The organism is Pseudoxanthomonas composti (genome assembly GCF_004122095.1).
Classification (GTDB): Bacteria; Pseudomonadota; Gammaproteobacteria; order Xanthomonadales; family Xanthomonadaceae; genus Pseudoxanthomonas_A; species Pseudoxanthomonas_A composti.
In genome coordinates, this window is sequence record NZ_SAWZ01000004.1 from 22,900 (window position 1) to 39,137 (window position 16,238).

General features: G+C 70.2%; 15 protein-coding genes. 2 read left to right on the top strand and 13 right to left on the bottom strand.

Features of this window, described 5'->3' with window-relative positions; translation table 11 throughout:
* Positions 1 to 18 precede the first annotated feature (18 nt).
* From EPA99_RS08555 to EPA99_RS08580, 6 genes are all read right to left on the bottom strand, one after another.
* Positions 19 to 1,962, bottom strand: a complete 1,944-nt coding sequence (locus tag EPA99_RS08555) for a phospholipase D family protein (RefSeq protein WP_129470811.1) — start codon at positions 1,960 to 1,962, stop codon at positions 19 to 21.
* Entirely contained in the window at positions 1,959 to 2,543 is a 585-nt protein-coding gene (locus EPA99_RS08560) for a YceI family protein (protein WP_425479189.1), read from the bottom strand. Before EPA99_RS08560 ends, EPA99_RS08555 begins: the two co-directional genes overlap by 4 nt.
* Positions 2,534 to 3,010, bottom strand: coding sequence for a SixA phosphatase family protein (locus EPA99_RS08565; protein WP_129470812.1), 477 nt, complete (start codon positions 3,008 to 3,010; stop codon positions 2,534 to 2,536). The genes EPA99_RS08560 and EPA99_RS08565 overlap by 10 nt, the downstream gene beginning before the upstream one ends.
* 22 nt (positions 3,011 to 3,032) lie before the next feature.
* Entirely contained in the window at positions 3,033 to 3,662 is a 630-nt protein-coding gene (locus EPA99_RS08570; protein WP_129470813.1) for a ParA family protein, read from the bottom strand.
* A gap of 91 nt (positions 3,663 to 3,753) precedes the next feature.
* Positions 3,754 to 4,671 (bottom strand): AEC family transporter, encoded by a 918-nt coding sequence (locus EPA99_RS08575; protein ID WP_129470814.1) that lies wholly within the window; start codon positions 4,669 to 4,671, stop codon positions 3,754 to 3,756.
* A gap of 160 nt (positions 4,672 to 4,831) precedes the next feature.
* Positions 4,832 to 5,473 carry a tetratricopeptide repeat protein gene (locus tag EPA99_RS08580; protein WP_129470815.1) on the bottom strand — a complete coding sequence of 214 codons (642 nt, stop codon included), beginning with the start codon at positions 5,471 to 5,473 and terminating at the stop codon, positions 4,832 to 4,834.
* 148 nt (positions 5,474 to 5,621) lie between these two features.
* Here EPA99_RS08580 and EPA99_RS08585 point away from each other — a divergent pair, with 148 nt between their 5' ends.
* A complete protein-coding gene (locus EPA99_RS08585; protein WP_129470816.1) occupies positions 5,622 to 9,365 on the top strand; it encodes an indolepyruvate ferredoxin oxidoreductase family protein in 3,744 nt (1,247 codons plus the stop codon).
* Positions 9,366 to 9,403: 38 nt separating this feature from the next.
* On the opposite strand, the gene EPA99_RS18685 is transcribed toward EPA99_RS08585, so the two are convergent.
* The 5 genes from EPA99_RS18685 to egtB all read right to left on the bottom strand — a co-directional run bounded on the left by EPA99_RS18685 (position 9,404) and on the right by egtB (position 12,698).
* Positions 9,404 to 9,574: a hypothetical protein gene (locus EPA99_RS18685; RefSeq protein WP_164978610.1), complete on the bottom strand. Its 171-nt coding sequence runs from the start codon at positions 9,572 to 9,574 to the stop codon at positions 9,404 to 9,406.
* A gap of 16 nt (positions 9,575 to 9,590) precedes the next feature.
* The gene (locus EPA99_RS08590; RefSeq protein WP_425479194.1) at positions 9,591 to 10,010 is read right to left on the bottom strand and encodes a YkgJ family cysteine cluster protein; all 420 of its coding nucleotides are present in this window, start codon (positions 10,008 to 10,010) and stop codon (positions 9,591 to 9,593) included.
* A 128-nt stretch (positions 10,011 to 10,138) separates the two neighbouring features.
* The gene (locus EPA99_RS08595; RefSeq protein WP_129470818.1) at positions 10,139 to 10,414 is read right to left on the bottom strand and encodes a DUF3253 domain-containing protein; all 276 of its coding nucleotides are present in this window, start codon (positions 10,412 to 10,414) and stop codon (positions 10,139 to 10,141) included.
* A gap of 3 nt (positions 10,415 to 10,417) precedes the next feature.
* Complete coding sequence (gene egtD / locus EPA99_RS08600; protein WP_129470819.1) at positions 10,418 to 11,401, bottom strand: L-histidine N(alpha)-methyltransferase; 984 nt, start codon at positions 11,399 to 11,401, stop codon at positions 10,418 to 10,420.
* Between the two features lies 1 nt (position 11,402).
* Positions 11,403 to 12,698 carry an ergothioneine biosynthesis protein EgtB gene (egtB, locus tag EPA99_RS08605; RefSeq protein ID WP_129470820.1) on the bottom strand — a complete coding sequence of 432 codons (1,296 nt, stop codon included), beginning with the start codon at positions 12,696 to 12,698 and terminating at the stop codon, positions 11,403 to 11,405.
* A gap of 70 nt (positions 12,699 to 12,768) precedes the next feature.
* Between egtB and EPA99_RS08610 the strand changes: the two genes are divergently transcribed.
* A complete protein-coding gene (locus EPA99_RS08610) occupies positions 12,769 to 13,947 on the top strand; it encodes an aminotransferase class V-fold PLP-dependent enzyme (RefSeq protein WP_129470821.1) in 1,179 nt (392 codons plus the stop codon).
* Between the two features lie 16 nt (positions 13,948 to 13,963).
* Here the strand turns inward: EPA99_RS08610 and EPA99_RS08615 are convergent, their stop codons facing one another.
* Both EPA99_RS08615 and EPA99_RS08620 read right to left on the bottom strand, forming a co-directional pair.
* Positions 13,964 to 15,415 (bottom strand): ABC transporter permease/substrate-binding protein, encoded by a 1,452-nt coding sequence (locus EPA99_RS08615; protein ID WP_129471102.1) that lies wholly within the window; start codon positions 15,413 to 15,415, stop codon positions 13,964 to 13,966.
* A gap of 29 nt (positions 15,416 to 15,444) precedes the next feature.
* Positions 15,445 to 16,185, bottom strand: a complete 741-nt coding sequence (locus tag EPA99_RS08620; protein WP_129470822.1) for an ATP-binding cassette domain-containing protein — start codon at positions 16,183 to 16,185, stop codon at positions 15,445 to 15,447.
* Between the last annotated feature and the right edge of the window lie 53 nt (positions 16,186 to 16,238).

Below are 16,238 nucleotides of genomic sequence, written 5' to 3' on the forward strand. Positions count from 1 at the left end.
GGCACGGCGGCCGGACGGTCACAGGATGGGCACCAGGCCGCCACCGAAGGCGATCAGGATGCGCGCGTACAGGCGCTTGGGCCCGATGCTGACCTCGGGGAAGTCGCCCACATCGCGGTAGCAGACATGGAACTTGGGGTCGTTGCGCGGCACCGGCGTGGGGCATTCGGCGCTGGCCACGTACTCGTAGCTGGTGGCGTAGCGCCAGGGCCACAGGTCGAACACCGGCAGCGAGGAGGACACCTTGTCCAGGCTGTAGTTCAGGCCGGAAAACACCACCGGCTTGCGCCGCGGCGCGATCACCCAGGAGTTCTCCGGCGAGATGTCGCGGCGGATGCTGGCCTCCAGCTCGCGCGCGAACACCGGCGAGGGAATGACCACCACGCTCTCGGTGTTGTAGTTGACCGAGCGCGGGTCGAAGTTGTGCGTGCCCACCACCGCCACGCGCCCGTCGATCACCATCGACTTGGCATGCAGGCCCATGCGCACGCCGGCGCGCTTGAGCGGCAACGGGTCGCTGGCCGGGCTGCTGCTGAAGAACGAGGGCCGGTTCTCGGTGCGCTGCACCCGCCGGTCCACGCGATTGCGCGGCGTGCGCCGTGAGCCGGCCTTGGAGCCGATGCTGCCGATCGGCCGCACCGGGCGCTCCACCGACTGCTCCGGCGTCAACACCGGCGGTTCTTCCAGCATGGAGGCATAGTCCACCGGCGCATCGGCCGGGAACGGCTTGAACTCGTAGATGTTGAAGCCCAGCTCGCGCAGGTAGCGGCGCTTGTACTTGTGCGAGACCGAATACACGATCGGGTTGTCGGTGGCCGCCAGGCTGTTGGTGGAGACCGTCACGCGCGGCGCTTCGGGCCGCTTGCGCAGGCTGCGGAACATGTCCTCGGCCGCATCGGACATCACCAGGTACGGCGTCTGCAGAGTGATCTGCTGGCGCGCGGCGTAGACCAGGCTGCCCAGCTCCCAGGACGAGGGCGCCGGCTCGCGCGGATCGTTGTGGCGGTGCTTCTGCGGCGGGTCGGCCACGTAGCTCACCGTGCCCACCGGCAGGGCCGGCTCCACCAGGCGCGCTGCGACCACCTCCGGATCGCTGGCATCCTCGGACATGGCCTGCACGCGCTCCGGCCGCCGCCACGGCTTGTCCGGCAGCGCCGGCACGCCATGGCGCAGCAGGTAGCGGCCGACATCGTTGAGCTGGGCCACCGGCACGCTCAGGCGCGCATCCCAGAACTGGCCGAAGCTGCGCGCCATGTCGCGCGCGGCCGGGCCGGCGATGAGTACGTCGCGGTCGCGGAAATTGAACTCGCTGTCCCAGTCGAAGTAATCGTCCTGGTAGTTGCGCCCACCGGTGATGCCGATGGCGCCATCGACCACCAGCAGCTTGGTGTGCATGCGCTGGTTGAAGCGGCGGAAGCAGCACAGCACGCTGCCGGCGTAGTCCAGGTAGCTCGGGTCGGCCTTGCCGAAGGTGGGGTTGTAGATGCGCAGCTGGAAGTTGCGGTGCGCCCCGGCCAGGGCGCCGAGCGTTTGCAGGTCATTGATGGCCGAGAGCTGGTCGATCAGCACCCGCACCTGCACGCCGCGGCGCGCGGCCGCCAGCAGCTCATCGATCACCAGCCGCGCGCTGTCGTCGGTGTCGAAGATGTAGGTCTGCAGATCGATGCTGTGGCGCGCGCTGCGCAACAGGTTCAGGCGCGCCAGCAGTGCGTCCTCGCCATAGTCCAGCAGCAGCGCGTAATGCCGCGGCACCTGCGCGGTGGACAGGGCCTGCGCCTTGCCCGCCAGCGCGTACAGCGCCGATGGCTCGGCGCAGGCATCAACGGCCTGGCACTGGACCTGCTGCGATTGCGCGGCCTGGGCGATGGACACGGCACGGGCATGCTCGCCCTGGGACAGCGAAGCGCAACCGCTGGCCAGCAAGGTGGACAGCAGCACCAGGCAGCGAAACAGGTACGTCACTGGGGCGCGTGCTCCTGCAGGCGTGCACGCAGCACGAACACCACGCGGTCGTTGACCGCCATCTTGAAGCCGTCCATGTCGTAGTCGCTACGGCGCACGGCCCCGGTGGAGATCACATCGCAGTCCAGCGCCGGGCGCGCGCAGTCGGCCGGCTGCACCAGCAGCGTCTCGGCGCGGCGGATCCCGCGGATGGTCAGCTCGCCGGAGAGCTCACCGCCATGGCTGAGGGTCTCCGGCCGGTAGGGATGGGAGATGAAGGTCACCACGGGATAGCGCTCGGATTCGAAGAACATGCCACCGCGCGCCCACTTGGTGTAGCTGGGGTGGTCCTGGATCAACACCTCGCGCGTATACATGCGCAAAGACACCTGGTGGCGGCCGTCGGGAAGCACTTCCACGCCGCCATCGAATTTCGGGAACCAGCCATCCAGGCGCTGCCCCCAGCGCGTGCTCAGCTCGAAGCCCAGCCGCGTCTGCACCTGGTCCAGCGGCATGAAGCGCGCCTGCGCCGGCAGCGCCCAGGCGGTGGCGGCCAGCAGGCCGGCCACCAACGTCGGCCACCGCCGGCGCATCAGGGCCACCAGAAATCGGTCAGCGTGGCCACGCCTGGCTCCACCGAGCTGTCGGTGGGCATGGACAGCACGGCAATCCCGGCGGTGGGCATGCCGCGGTACTCGCTGCTGCTGCCGCTGTGCAGCAGGGCCGCCAGACGCTCGAAGCCGGGGTTGTGCCCGACCATCAACAGGCGCTCGGCATCGCGATGCTGGTCGGCCAGCGCGGCCAGGGTGCCGGGGCTGGCCTCGTAGATGGACGGCTCCAATTGCTGCTCGACATAGCCCACCACCTCCAGCACCGCCTCCAGGGTCTCGCGCGTGCGGCGCGCCGGCGAGCACAACACGCGGTCCGGGATCAGGCCCCGCTCGGCCAGCCAGCGGCCGGCGGCTTCGGCTTCGGCCAGTCCCAAGGGAGATAAGGGGCGGTCCATGTCGGCCTGGCCGGAGGCGGCCGGCTGGGCATTGGCGTGGCGCAGCAGGATCAGTTCGCGCATGTCGTCTTCCTCGGCGGGTGCGTCAGGCCTTGCGGAGCCATTCCAGCAGTGGCTCCCAGTCGCCCTGATGGTCGCGAACCTGCGCGGAACGGTAGTCGAACAGGCTGCGGCCCAGGCCGGCCATGACCACGTAGGCCTGGGTGTCGCGCAGGGTCGCCACCACCGGGTAGGGCCACTGCGCCATCATCTCCAGCGCCTGCTGCGCCGTGTGGGTCCACGGCTTGGCGCGGTTGAGCACCAGCCCCACCGGCAGCTTGCGCTTGTGCACGCGCGGGACCTTGGCCAGGTTGTTGAGAAAGCCCACGGTGGCCTCGATGTCCAGGCCCGAGGGCAGCACTGGCACCACGATGGCGTCGGCGCGCTCGATGAAGGCCTCCAGGTCCTCGGCCATGGCGCCGGCGCGGCCGTCGACCACCACGCAATCGGCATCCTCCGGCAGCGCCGACTTCCAGCCCTTGCGGGTGCCGTCCAGCGGCAGGACCGCGCTTTCCATCTCGGCCCGGCGCTCGGCCCAGCGCGTGGAGGAGGCTTGCGGGTCCGCATCGACCAGCACCGTGCGTTTGCCTTCCAGTGCCCACCAGGCCGCCAGGTTGGTGGCCAGCGTGGTCTTGCCCGCGCCACCCTTGGAGCTGGCGACCAGGATCGTCTTCATGCGCGCGCCTCGAAAGCGTGGGAGGCCCGAGGTTACACCGCAGGCCGTGAATCCGGGATACGCGCCACGGGGGTGTTTCGGCGGGGCCGGCTCAGCCGGCCAGGCGCCCCAGCAGCCAGACCCAGGCCGGCAGCGTGACCAGGGACAGCACGATGGAATACCCGGTCATGGCCGCGCACAGGCGCGGGGCCAGGTTGTGCGAAATGGCCAGCGCCGCGGCGGTGATCATGGTCGGCATGCCCGTCTCCAGCACGTTGACCTGGAACTGTGCGCCCTGCAGCCCGAAGGCCCAGGACAGCGGCACGGCCAGTGCCGGCATCACCAGCAGGCGCAGGCTCACCCCGGTCGCCAGCGGGGCCAGCTCGCGCCGGGGCAGGCGCAGCCGGATGGACAGGCCCACCGACAGCATCACCAGCGGCAGCATGGCATCGGCCAGGCGCTGCAGGCCGCTGGCGATCCACGTCGGCGGCTGCGCCGGCATCAGGGTCAGGGCGAACAGCAGCGCCCACAGCGGGGGGAACTTCACGATGCGCAGCAGGATCTGCCCCGCCGTGGGCGTGCCCTGCCCGCCGTAGCGCGCCAGCAGGTACACGCCCAGGGTCGACAGCATCAGGAAGGTGCCGAACTGGTCGTAGACCACCGCCAGCGGCAGGGCGTCTTCGCCCAGCAGCGCGCGCACCATGGGAAAGCCGATGAAGCTGGAATTGCCGAAGCCCACGCAGATCAGCAGCGCGGCGCGCTCGCCACGGTCCAATGCGAGCCAGCGCGCCACGCCGGCGACCAGCACCGCGGTCACGCCCATCATGATCCACGGCGTGAGCACCAGCCCGACCAGGCTTGGCTGCAGCTGCAGGCGCGGGACGAAGTGCAGCACCGAGGCCGGCAGGCACAGGTAGAGCACCACCAGGTTGAGGGTCTGCGCGGCGTTGTCGGGAAACAGCCGGGCGCGGGCGAGCAACATGCCCAGCCCGAGCATGGCCAGGATCAGGGCGAAGGCATCGAAGGCCATTGATGGACCAGGGGAAGCAGGGGGAAACATCGCGGCAGGCCGCAAGGCCCGGCCATTGTCACGACCGGCCCGGGGACCTGGCAACGCGCGCGCCAGGCCGGGCTTGCCCTGGACTCACCTCACGCTGCGGACGCTGGCGCACCGCGGGGCGGACGATCGCTTACGGCCAGGCCGGCGGCGCCGCGGCCCAGGCCGCCTGCACCTGCGCCAGCGTGGCGCGCTCGTCGGCCGTCCATTCCGGCAGCAGGCGCGCGTAGTCGGCGGTGCTGCTCCATTGGCCCGGCTCGGTGCGCACGGCGGCGGCATACCACTTCACCGCCTCGTCCTTGCGCCCCACCTGCCACAGCGCCAGGGCCAGGGTGGGAGGCACCCAGGCCGGACCGCCCAGGGCACTGTCCGCCAGCTCGGCCCATAGCTTCAGCGCGGCCGGATAATCCTTGGCGCGATACAGGTCCCAGGCGTGGTTCCACGTGATCTGCCGACCGATGCCGCGATCCGGCCGCTGGCTGCCCAGCGCCTGCTCGTACAGCGCCTTGCCCAGGTCGAGGCGGCCGGCGGCGTAGGCCAGGTGCGCCAGCTGCGCGGAGGCCTCCACCGCGCGCCGGCCGCGACGGTCGCGCTCGGCCAGCAGCGCGGCGGCCTGCGCTTCGCCCTCGCCGGGCACCACCACGATCCAGGCCGCAGCCTGATCCTTGTCGAAGTAGAACTCACGCGGCGATGGCAGCTTCTGCGCCTGCGCACCCCACGCCCACGCGGCCAGCAGCAAGGCCAGCGCGAATCGATATCCCTTCACAGCAGTCACCCAAGCCCCGAATTCCTTCCCCGCACACGATCCTACCTGCTCCAGCGCACGTTGGCACAAGGATGGAGTTCGCAAAAATGCGCGCTGTTACACTCCGGACGTCGCCTTCCGCCAATGGAAGGCCGCCAGCCGCACTTCCGGGCCCGCCATGACCAGTACCGCCGCATTGACCTCGCCGGACTCGGCGAACACGCCCGATCCCGGTGCGCCGCAGCCCGCGCTGCTGGATCTGGACTACACGCTGGAGCACAAGTACACGCGCAGCGATGGGCGCATTTACCTGTCCGGCGTGCAGGCGCTGGTGCGGCTGCCGTTGATGCAGCGCCTGCGCGACGATGCGGCCGGTCTGAACACCGCCGGCTTCATCAGCGGCTATCGCGGCAGTCCGCTGGGCGGCTTCGACCTGGAGCTGTGGCGCGCGCGCCGGCATCTGGAGGCGGCCAAGGTGAAGTTCCAGCCCGGCCTCAACGAGGACCTGGGCGCGACCATGCTGTGGGGCACCCAGCAGACCAACCTGTTCCCTGGCGCCACCGTCGATGGCGTGTACGGCATGTGGTACGGCAAGGGGCCGGGCGTGGACCGCAGCGGCGACGTGTTCAAGCACGGCAACGCCGCGGGCACCTCGCCGCTGGGTGGCGTGCTGGCGCTGGCGGCCGACGACCACGCCTGCCGCAGCTCGACCCTGCCGCATGGCAGCGAGGAGGAGTTCGTCAGCGCGATGATGCCGGTGCTCAATCCGGCCGGGGTCCAGGACATCCTGGACCTGGGCCTGGTGGGCTGGGCGATGAGCCGCTACACCGGGCGCTGGATCGGCTTCAAGACCATCGCCGAGACCGTGGAGTCCTCGGCCTCGGTGGAGGTGGATCCGTTCGCGCGGCGCATCGTGCTGCCGGAGGACTTCGCCATGCCGCCCGCTGGACTGAGCATCCGCTGGCCCGACCCGCCGCTGGAGCAGGAGATGCGCCTGCACCGCTATGCGGTGGCCGCCGCGCAGGCCTTCGCGCGGGCCAATGGAGTCGACCGCGTGGTGCTGGATTCGCCGCGCGCGCGGCTGGGCATCGTCACCACCGGCAAGAGCTACCTGGACGTGCTGCAGGCCCTGGAATACCTGGGCCTGGATGAGGCGGCCTGCGCCGAGATCGGCATCCGCGTCTACAAGGTCGGCATGAGCTGGCCGCTGGAGCCGGTGGGCATCACCGCCTTCGCGCGGGGGCTGGAAGACATCGTCGTGGTGGAGGAGAAGAAAGCCTTCATCGAGCGGCAGATGAAGGAGCTGTTCTACAACTGGCCGGCCAGCGCCAGTCCCCGCCCCAGCATCGTCGGCAAGTACGACGAGGACGGCGCGTGGATCCTGCCCTCCACCGGCGAACTCACCCCGGCCACCATCGCCGGGGTGATCGGCGCGCGCATCCTGCGCTTTGCGCTGCCCTCGGGCACGTTCACCGAATCGATCCAGCAGCGGTTGCGCTGGATGGAAGCCAAGGAAGCGGAGATGGCCCTGCCGCGCGCCACTTTCCCTCGCGTGCCGCACTACTGCAGCGGCTGCCCGCACAACACCTCCACGGTGGTGCCCGAGGGCGCGCGCGCGATGGGCGGCATCGGCTGCCACTACATGGTGACGTGGATGGACCGCGCCACCGACACCTTCACCCACATGGGCGGCGAAGGCGTCACCTGGTCCGGGCAGGCGCCGTTCACCGAGACCGAGCACGTCTTCCAGAACCTGGGCGATGGCACCTATTTCCACAGCGGCTCGCTGGCGATCCGCCAGTCCATCGCCACCGGCGTCAACATCACCTACAAGATCCTCTACAACGACGCAGTCGCCATGACCGGCGGCCAGCCGGTGGACGGCACGCTGACCGTGCCGGACATCGCCGCGCAGATGCGCGCCGAGGGCGTTCAGACCCTGGTGCTGGTGTCCGACGACATCGGCAAGTGGTCGCGCCGGCGCGACCTGTTTCCGCCGGACACCGAGTTCCACGACCGTGCCGAGCTGGACAGCGTGCAGCAGCGCCTGCGCCAGGTGCGCGGCGTGTCGGTGCTGATCTTCGACCAGACCTGCGCCACCGAGAAGCGTCGCCGCCGCAAGCGCGGCAAGCTGATCGATCCGCCCAAGCGCGTGCTGATCAACTCGCTGGTCTGCGAAGGCTGCGGCGACTGCGGGCAGAAGAGCTTCTGCGTCTCGGTGCTGCCCAAGGAAACCGAGTTCGGCCGCAAGCGCAGCATCGACCAGTCCAACTGCAACAAGGACTATTCCTGCGTGTCCGGCTTCTGCCCCAGCTTCGTCACCGTGCACGGCGGCAAGCCGCGCCAGGGCAGGCGCAGCGATGCGGCCACGCTGCTGGAGGACCTGCCGACGCCGTCATTCAGGTCGGACCTGGCCCAGCCCTGGAACATCCTGATCACCGGTGTCGGCGGCACCGGCGTGGTGACCATCGGCGCGCTGCTGGGCATGGCTGGGCACCTGGAGGGCAAGGGCGCCAGCGTGCTGGACCAGACCGGACTGGCGCAGAAGGGCGGCGCGGTGACCACGCATATCCGCATCGCGCGCCGTCCGGCGGACATCCATGCCGTTCGCATCGCCGCCGGTGAGGCCGACCTGGTGCTGGGCTGCGACATGGTCGTGGTCAACGACTACTGGGTGTTGTCCAAGGTGCGCGGCGAGCGCGCGCAGGTGGTGCTCAACACCTACGAGGCCATGCCCGGCACCTTCACCACGCATCCGGACATGCAGTTCCCTGCGGCCGAGATCATCGCCGGGGTCAAGGTGGCCCTGGGCGGGCGCGAGGCGCTGCTGCTGGATGCCACGCAGCTGGCCACCGCGCTGCTGGGCGATGCCATCGCCACCAACTTGTTCATGCTCGGCTACGCCTGGCAGCAGGGCCTGGTGCCGATCTCCTTCGATGCGCTCATGCGCGCCATCGAGCTCAACGGCGCGGCCATCGAGATGAACCGCACCGCCTTCGCCTGGGGCCGTCTGGCGGCGATCGACCTGGCCGCCGTGCAGCAGGCCGCCGGCATCGTGCGCAACGACGAGACGCGCCAGGAGCAGCTGCCGCGCAACCTGCGCGTGCTGCCGCCGGGCGAATGGGAGGGCACCGAGTGGGGCGCGACCAGCGCGCCGCGCAACCCGGACAATGCCCCCAGCGTGCGCGGCCTGCCCGACACCACCACGGCCACCGCCGATGGCGTGATGCTGCTGCCGCTGGACGATGCGCGCCTGTCGCGCACGCTGGACGAAGCCATCGCGCGCCGCAGCGCCTTCCTGACCGACTACCAGGACCTCGCCTACGCCAGGCGCTATAGCGACTTCGTCGACCAGGTGCGCCAGACCGAGCAAGCCAGGGCGCCCGGCGCGACGGCGCTGACCGAAGCGGTGGCCCGGTCGCTGTTCAAGCTGATGGCCTACAAGGACGAATACGAGGTCGCGCGGCTGTATACCGATGGCACGTTCGAGCGTCAGCTGGAGCAGCAGTTCGAAGGCGACTACACGCTGCAGTTCCACCTGGCCCCGCCGCTGCTGGCCAAGCGCAACGCGGCGGGCGAGCTGGTCAAGCGCGCCTATGGGCCGTGGATGCTGCGCGCGTTCGCGCTGCTGGCCAGGCTGAAGTTCCTGCGCGGCGGCATGCTGGATGTCTTCGGCCGCACCGCCGAGCGCCGCATGGAGCGGCAGCTCATCGAGGACTATCGCCGCACCGTCGCCGAGTTGCTGGAAACGCTGGATGCGCAGCGCCTGCCGCTGGCGGTGCGCATCGCCAGCCTCCCCGAACGCATCCGCGGCTATGGCCATGTCAAGGAGCGCCACTTGCACGCGGCCCAGGCGCAGCAAGCGCAGCTGATGGCGCAGTGGCGCAACCCCAAGACCATTCCCATCGTGCAGGCGGCCTGAGCGGGCCGCGCCCTACCCCTCGCGCGGCCGCGCCAGGCTCAGGCCAGTCGCTTGAGCACGCGGGTGTTGCCCAGCTTCTCGATCTGGCCGCCGTTGCGCCGGAAGGCCTCCAGGTCGGCGCTGATGCGCTCGTGGGTCAACTGACGCGCCAGCTTGGGATCGGCGGCACGCTGGGACTTGGGGAATTTCTGGGTGGTCGAAGGGGGCATGATCGTGGAGCTCCTATCAGCACAACATCAGTGGGATGGATGAAGCCGAGGGCGCCGCAGCCTCGGCCGAGATCGCGCGGCAATACGGGCCGGCCATGGCAAAACGCCGGCAGATCTCCGGCCTTGCGTGATAGATCGAGCAGCGCATGCGGCCCATGTCCACCGCCGCGCACCAGCCCTCTTCGTTCTGCGCCATGACCAGCAGGTTGCCCTCGCGCGCGGTCAGGTGCGGGGCGATCCGGTCCTGGTCGCACAACACCACCGTCAGGCGGCAACACAGGGCATCGCAGCTGCTGCAGTGGGGATCGCCGACGCTCAGGTGCGTGTCCCGGCATGGCCGCTCGCGCTGGCGCGCACGGCGCCGGCGGCTGCGTCTGGGGTCATGGCGGGATCTCCGGAGAAGGAAAGGCGTGGTGCGCCCGAGAAACCGGGCCAGGCGACGCGAGAAATCCGCGTTGAGGCCCCCACCCTACGCGCAATCGCAGCGGCCTGCCTGAAGCGCGGTCCCACTCCTTGGTCTCGATGCGAGCGAATCGCACCGCCGACGCAACGCCTGCGCCGTGCTCAGGACCGATCGAAGCCGGATCCACGATGCAGCCGTACCGGGCCGCTGACCTGCTCGATCTGGACCGGATGGGCGCGCTGGGTGACCTGGATCCTGCCTTCCTCCGCCAGTGCTGCGGCGATGCGACGCACCGCCGGCATCAGCGCCCGCCAGCGCATCGGGTCCTGCTCCAGGGCGCGGGCCACCTCGGATGGGCAGATCGAATGTTCAGGGGCGCGCTGGGCCAGCAGCGCCAACACAGCGTGGCGAATGCGCTGGTCCTGCGCCTCAGGCACGGCTCATGCCGGCTGCAGCAGTCGCAGGCCGAACCAGTCGCGCGCGTCGTTCCAGCCGTGGGTGACCTTCAGTCCTGCGGACTCGGCCAGCGTGGCGAAGCTGGCATCGGTGTACTTGTGGCTGTACTCGACCTGCATCGCCTCGCCGGCGGCGAAGGCGAAGGTCTTGCCAGCGACATGCACCTGCTGCGCGCGCTGGCTGACCAGGCAGGTCTCGATGCGCAGCCGCTCGCGCACATAGACCGCGTGGTGGCGGAAGGCTTCAAGGTCAAAGTCGCTGCCGATCTCGCGATTGAGCCGCGCCAGCAGGTTCAGGGTGAAGGCGGCAGTGACGCCGGCCGCATCGTTGTAGGCCGCTTCGATCAGCGCGGTGTCCTTGTCCAGGTCCACCCCGATCAGGGCGCAGCCGTTGGGCCCCATGGTCTGTCGCATCCCGGCCAGCAGGGCCTGGGCGCTGTCGTTGGCGAAGTTGCCCAGGGTCGAGCCGGGAAAGAACACCACCGTGCGCTGCGCACGCTGGCTGGCCTTGGGAAGGGTCAGCGGCTTGGTGAAATCCGCGCACACCGGCAGCATCTCGATCTGCGGGAAATGCACCGACAGGCGCGCGGTGGCGTCGAGCACCGCGGTGCGCGAGATCTCGATGGGCGTGTAGGCGACCGGATCGCGCAGGTGTTCCAGCAGCAGCTCGGTCTTGCGGCCGCTGCCGCTGCCGTACTCCACCACGTGCGCACCCGGACCGATGGCCTGGGCGATCGCCGGCAGCTTGTCTTCCAGCAATGCCAGCTCGGTCCGGGTGAGGTAGTACTCCGGCACCCGGGTGATGGCCTCGAACAGCCGCGACCCTTCCGCGTCGTAGAAGTACTTGGAAGGCAGCGCCTTGGGCGTGCGCGACAGGCCGGTGACGGCATCGGCGGCGATATCGTCCGGCTGCGGACGCAGATCGGTCAGCGCGCTCCGGGCGCGCTGGAGGGCAACGGCGGCGTTCACGTCAGGGCAGGTCCTTGGCAAGACGCACGCCGGCGAATTGCCAGCGCGCAGAAGAAGGGAAGAAGTTGCGGTAGCTGGCGCGCACGTGCTGCTGCGGGGTGGCGCAGCTGCCGCCGCGCAGCACCCACTGGGCATTCATGAACTTGCCGTTGTATTCGCCCAGGGTGCCGGGCCAGGGCTTGAAGCCCGGATACGGCAGGTAGGCGCTGCCGGTCCATTCCCACACATCGCCGAACAGCTGCGCGCAGCCGGTGGCCGCCGCATCGCCCGCCTGTGGGTGTAAGGCACCTTGCTCGACGAAATTGCCGGCAATCTCCTTGCCGGCGGCGGCGTGCTCCCACTCGGCCTCGCTGGGCAGGCGCGCCCCGGCCCAGCGTGCGAACGCATCGGCTTCGAACAGGCTCAGCGAACAGGCCGGCGCCGCCGGGTCGCGCTCGCGCCAGCCGCCCAGGGTGAACTCGCGCACACCATCCTCGTGCCAGTACAGCGGGCGCGCCCAGCCCTCGCGCTGCACCGTGGCCCAGCCATCGCTCAGCCACAGCCCCGGCGTGCGATAGCCGCCGGCATCGATGAAATCCTGGAACTCGGCATTGCTGACCGGACGGGTGGCAATGGCATGCGCCGGCACCAGCGCGCGATGCCGCGGCGACTCGTTGTCGTAGGCAAAGCCCGCCGCCTGCGGCCAGGGCGCCGCGCCGATCTCCACCACCTGCTCCTCGCGGCCCACCCAGCGCATGGCCTGCGCCTGGCCTTGCCGCAGCGGCAGGTCCTGGCGGTAGGCCGGCTGCAATGGATTGCTCCACAGCGCATGGCGGATGTCGGTCAGCAGCAGCTCCTGGTGCTGCTGTTCGTGATGGATGCCCAGCTCCACGATGTCCAGCGCCTGCATGTCCAGCGTGTTGCGGGCCAGCAGGCGCTCGATGCCCGCCTCCACCGCGGCACGATAGGCCAGCACCGCCTCCAGCGACGGCCGCGACAGCAGCCCACGACGTGGCCGCGCATGCATCGGGCCCACGCCGTTGTAGTAGCTGTTGAACAGGTAGTCCCAGGCCGCATCGAACGGCGTGTAGCGCGCATCGGCCATCAACACGAAGCGCTCGAAGAACCACGTGGTGTGCGCCAGGTGCCACTTGGCCGGGCTGGCGTCTTCCATGCTCTGCACCATGGCGTCTTCCGCGCTCAGCGGTGCGGCAAGCGACCGCGTCAACGCGCGCATCTGGCGGAACTGCGGCAGCAGCGCACTGGCGCGCTCGCCGGCCGCTGCACGGCACGCATCATCCACGGAAACAGCGTTCATGCGCGCAGCTTAGGCGCGCGCGGTGAACGATCCGTTAGAGCCATTCTTCACGCTGCGATACGCTGCCCCGATGTCAGCGCTTTCCCAGTCTGTTCCGACCGCTGCATGGTCGGACCGCCGTGCCGCCTTCGCCTTGCCAGATGAGGTGATCTACCTGGATGCGGCCTCCAAGGCGGCGCGACTGATCGCGGTGCAGGACGCGGCGCACGCGGCCATCGACGCTGGCGCCACTCCATGGCTCACGCCGCACGCGGCTTGGATGGCGCAGATCGAGCACACGCGTGCCCTGGCCGCCGACACCTTGTTCGGGGGCGATGTGGACGGTGTGGCGATGGTGCCCTCGGCCGCCTACGGGCTGGCCACGGCCGCCAACACGCTGCCCCTGCGGCGTGGCCAGTGCGTGCTGGTGCTGGAGGGCCAGTTCCCCTCCAACCTGATGGTGTGGCAGCAGTGCTGCGCGCGGGTCGGGGCGCAGGTGCTGGCCGCGCAGCCGGTGGGCCAGGAGACGCTGACCGATGCGGTGCTGCGCATGGTCGAGCGCACGCCTGCGCTGGGTATCGTGTCCCTGCCCCACTGCTACTGGCATGACGGCCAGGTGCTGGACCTGGACCGCATCAGCGCCGCGGTGCATGCGCGCGGCTCGGCCCTGGTGCTGGACCTGAGCCAGAGCCTGGGGGTGTTGCCGCTGGCGCTGGCGCGCTGGCAACCGGATTTCGTGGTCAGCGTGGGCTACAAGTGGTTGCTCGGCCCGATGGGCCTGTCCTGGCTATGGGCGCATCCGCGCTGGCGTGAGCAGGGCGAGCCGATCGAACACCATTGGATCGCGCGCGATGCCGGCCAGGCCTGGGAGTTCCCGATCGATGCCCCACCCCCTTACCAGCCCGGGGCGCGACGCTTCGATGCAGGCGGCATCAGCGACCCGCTGCGCCTGGCCATGGCCGCGGCCGGCCTGGCGCAGCTGCAGCATTGGCAGCCGGCACGGATCGCCGCAGAGCTGGGCCGGGTCACCACGGCGCTGGATGCGGCCCTGCAAACGGCCGGCCTGGCCGCCTGGATCACGCCTGGCCATGCCCCGCACCTGACCGGCCTGCGCGTGCCGGCCGCGCGCCTGGAGGCGGTCGCGCAAGCCTTCAGCGCCCACCAGATCTTCTACAGCCGCCGCCAGGGCGGCCTGCGCCTTGCGCCCTACCTGACCGTGGACCCGGCGCAGATGGCGCGCGTGGTGGAGATCGCCGCGGGCGCACGCTGATGCGTGCACACAGGCGCTAGGCCCTGGCCACCAGCCGCAGGCCGCGGGGCGTGAGCAGCCGCTCGAGGGCTTCGAACAGGCCCTGCACCGCCAGGGCGAGCACGGCCGCCGGGATGGCGCCTTCCAGGATCATGCCCACATCGTCCAGGCGGATGCCGGTCAGGATGGGCTGGCCATAGCCCCCGGCGCCGATCAGCGCGCCCAGGGTGGCGGTGCCGACGTTGATCACCGCCGCGGTCTTGACCCCGGCCAGGATCGTGCGCAGGGCCAGCGGCAACTCGACGCGCCACAGCCGGGTGCGCGGCGGCAGGCCCAGGGCCGAGGCGGTCTCGCGCAGTTCGCGGGGGATGCCGGTCAGGCCGGCGTGGGTGTTGCGCACGATGGGCAGCAGCGAGTACAGGAACAGCGCGGCGATGGCCGGCCTGGCGCCGATGCCGAACAGCGGAATCATGAAGACGAACACCGCCAGCGAGGGCAGGGTCTGCAGCAGCCCGGTGCAGGTCAGCACCAGCTGCCCCAGCCTGGGCCGGCGCGCGGCCAGCACGCCCAGCGGCAGCGCCACCAGCAGGGCCAGGCCGAGCGACAGGCCGACCAGCCCCAGGTGTTCCCAGGTGCGTTGGGCGATGCGCTGGGCCCGTCCCGCCTGCGCGGGCGCGGCCAGGCCGAGGAAGTCCGCCGCCACCTGGGATTCTTCGCGGTGTTCCAGCTTGACCTGCGCGTTGAGGCGCTGCATCGCCTGCACATCGATGCGCCCCTCCAGGCCGGTCAGCGCCTGCACGAAAGCCGGGGCGCGCTGGCGCAGGTCCAGCCGATACAGGAACACCGCCTGGTAGTCGGGGAAGTAGCGCCGATCGTCCTGCAGCACCTGCAGGTCGTAGTAGGGGATCTCGGCATCGGTGCTGTACAGGTCGGTGACATCGATCGCCCCGCTCTGCAGGGCGCGGTAGGCCAGGTCGTGGTCCAGGCCATTGGGCCGTTGCGGCAGGCCGTAGGCCTCGCGCAGACCCGGCCAGCCGTCGGCGCGCTGCAGGAACTCGTTGCTCAGGCCGAGCTTCAGCTGCGACCTGGCGCGCAGCTCGGACAGGGTGCCGATGCCCAGCTGCGCCGCGCGCTGGCGCGTCATGCCGAAGGCATAGGTGTTTTCGAACCCCAGCGAACCGGTCATCGCCAGCCCGTGTTCGGCCAGCAAGGCGCGCACCTGCGCCGGGTCGGCATCCGGCCGCTGCAGCAGCTCCTGCTTGAGCGTGCCGGTGTACTCGGCGTAGGCGTCGATCTGGCCCTGCTCCAGCGCGCGCCACAGGATGCGCGTGCCGCCCAGCTGGCGCTGGTGGTCGACCTCCACGCCGGCCTGGCGCCCCGCGCCAGCGGCGATCTCGCCCAGCACCACCGCTTCGGTGAAGTTCTTCGAGCCCACGGTGACCGCCGTGGCGGCCTGGGCGGCCGGTGCGATCAGCGCGCACAGCAGCATCCAGCGCGAAAGGGGACCAAATCGCGAGCTCACGCGATGGCCTGCTCGAGACTGCGCTGGGCAGTCATGAAGGCATGCACGAACGGTTCGGCAGGCGCGTGCAGCAACTCGCGTGCCGTGCCCTGCTGCACCACCTGCCCCTTGCGCATCAGCACCAGCGTGTCGGCCAGGTAGGCGGCTTCGGCCACATCATGGGTCACCAGGACCACGGTCTTGCCCAGCTGGGCGAACAGCGCGCGCATCTGGCTCTGCAGCTCGTGGCGCACGATCGGGTCCAGTGCGCCCAGCGGCTCGTCCAGCAGCAGCACCGGCGGGTCCAGCATCAGCGCGCGCACCAGGCCCACGCGCTGGCGTTGTCCGCCGGACAGCTCGGCCGGATAGCGCGCCAGCTGATCCTCCGACAGCCCGCAAAGCGCCATCAGTTCGGACAGGCGCTGGGCGATGCGTTGCGCCGGCCATCCCAGCGTGCGCGCCAGGATGGCCGCGTTCTCGCGCACGCTCAGGTGCGAGAACAGGCCGCCCTCCTGGATGACATAGCCGATGCGCCGGCGCTGAGCCAGCAGCGTGTCCCGCTGCAGCGGCACGCCCTCGAACAGCACCTGCCCGGCGTCCGGCCATTCCAGGCCGATCAGGCTGCGCAGCACGCTGGACTTGCCCGCGCCGCTGGGCCCGATCAGCGCGGTGGTGCGGCCGCCGGCGATCTGCAGCGACACGCCATCCAGGGCGGTCACCGCGCCATGGCGCAGGTGGACGTGGTGCAGGGCGAACATCGGCGCGAGCGTGCCTGGGTGGCCGTCAGCGCTCCGCGAAGCCGCGGACTGGG

Coding starts and splice junctions, on each gene's coding strand:
- EPA99_RS08565 (WP_129470812.1), bottom strand. CDS start 3,010: ATGCGCGAACTGATCCTGCTGCGCCACGCCAATGCCCAGCCGGCCGCC.
- EPA99_RS08570 (WP_129470813.1), bottom strand. CDS start 3,662: ATGAAGACGATCCTGGTCGCCAGCTCCAAGGGTGGCGCGGGCAAGACC.
- EPA99_RS08575 (WP_129470814.1), bottom strand. CDS start 4,671: ATGGCCTTCGATGCCTTCGCCCTGATCCTGGCCATGCTCGGGCTGGGC.
- EPA99_RS08585 (WP_129470816.1), top strand. CDS start 5,622: ATGACCAGTACCGCCGCATTGACCTCGCCGGACTCGGCGAACACGCCC.
- EPA99_RS18685 (WP_164978610.1), bottom strand. CDS start 9,574: ATGCCCCCTTCGACCACCCAGAAATTCCCCAAGTCCCAGCGTGCCGCC.
- egtB (WP_129470820.1), bottom strand. CDS start 12,698: ATGAACGCTGTTTCCGTGGATGATGCGTGCCGTGCAGCGGCCGGCGAG.
- EPA99_RS08610 (WP_129470821.1), top strand. CDS start 12,769: ATGTCAGCGCTTTCCCAGTCTGTTCCGACCGCTGCATGGTCGGACCGC.
- EPA99_RS08615 (WP_129471102.1), bottom strand. CDS start 15,415: ATGCTGCTGTGCGCGCTGATCGCACCGGCCGCCCAGGCCGCCACGGCG.
- EPA99_RS08620 (WP_129470822.1), bottom strand. CDS start 16,185: ATGTTCGCCCTGCACCACGTCCACCTGCGCCATGGCGCGGTGACCGCC.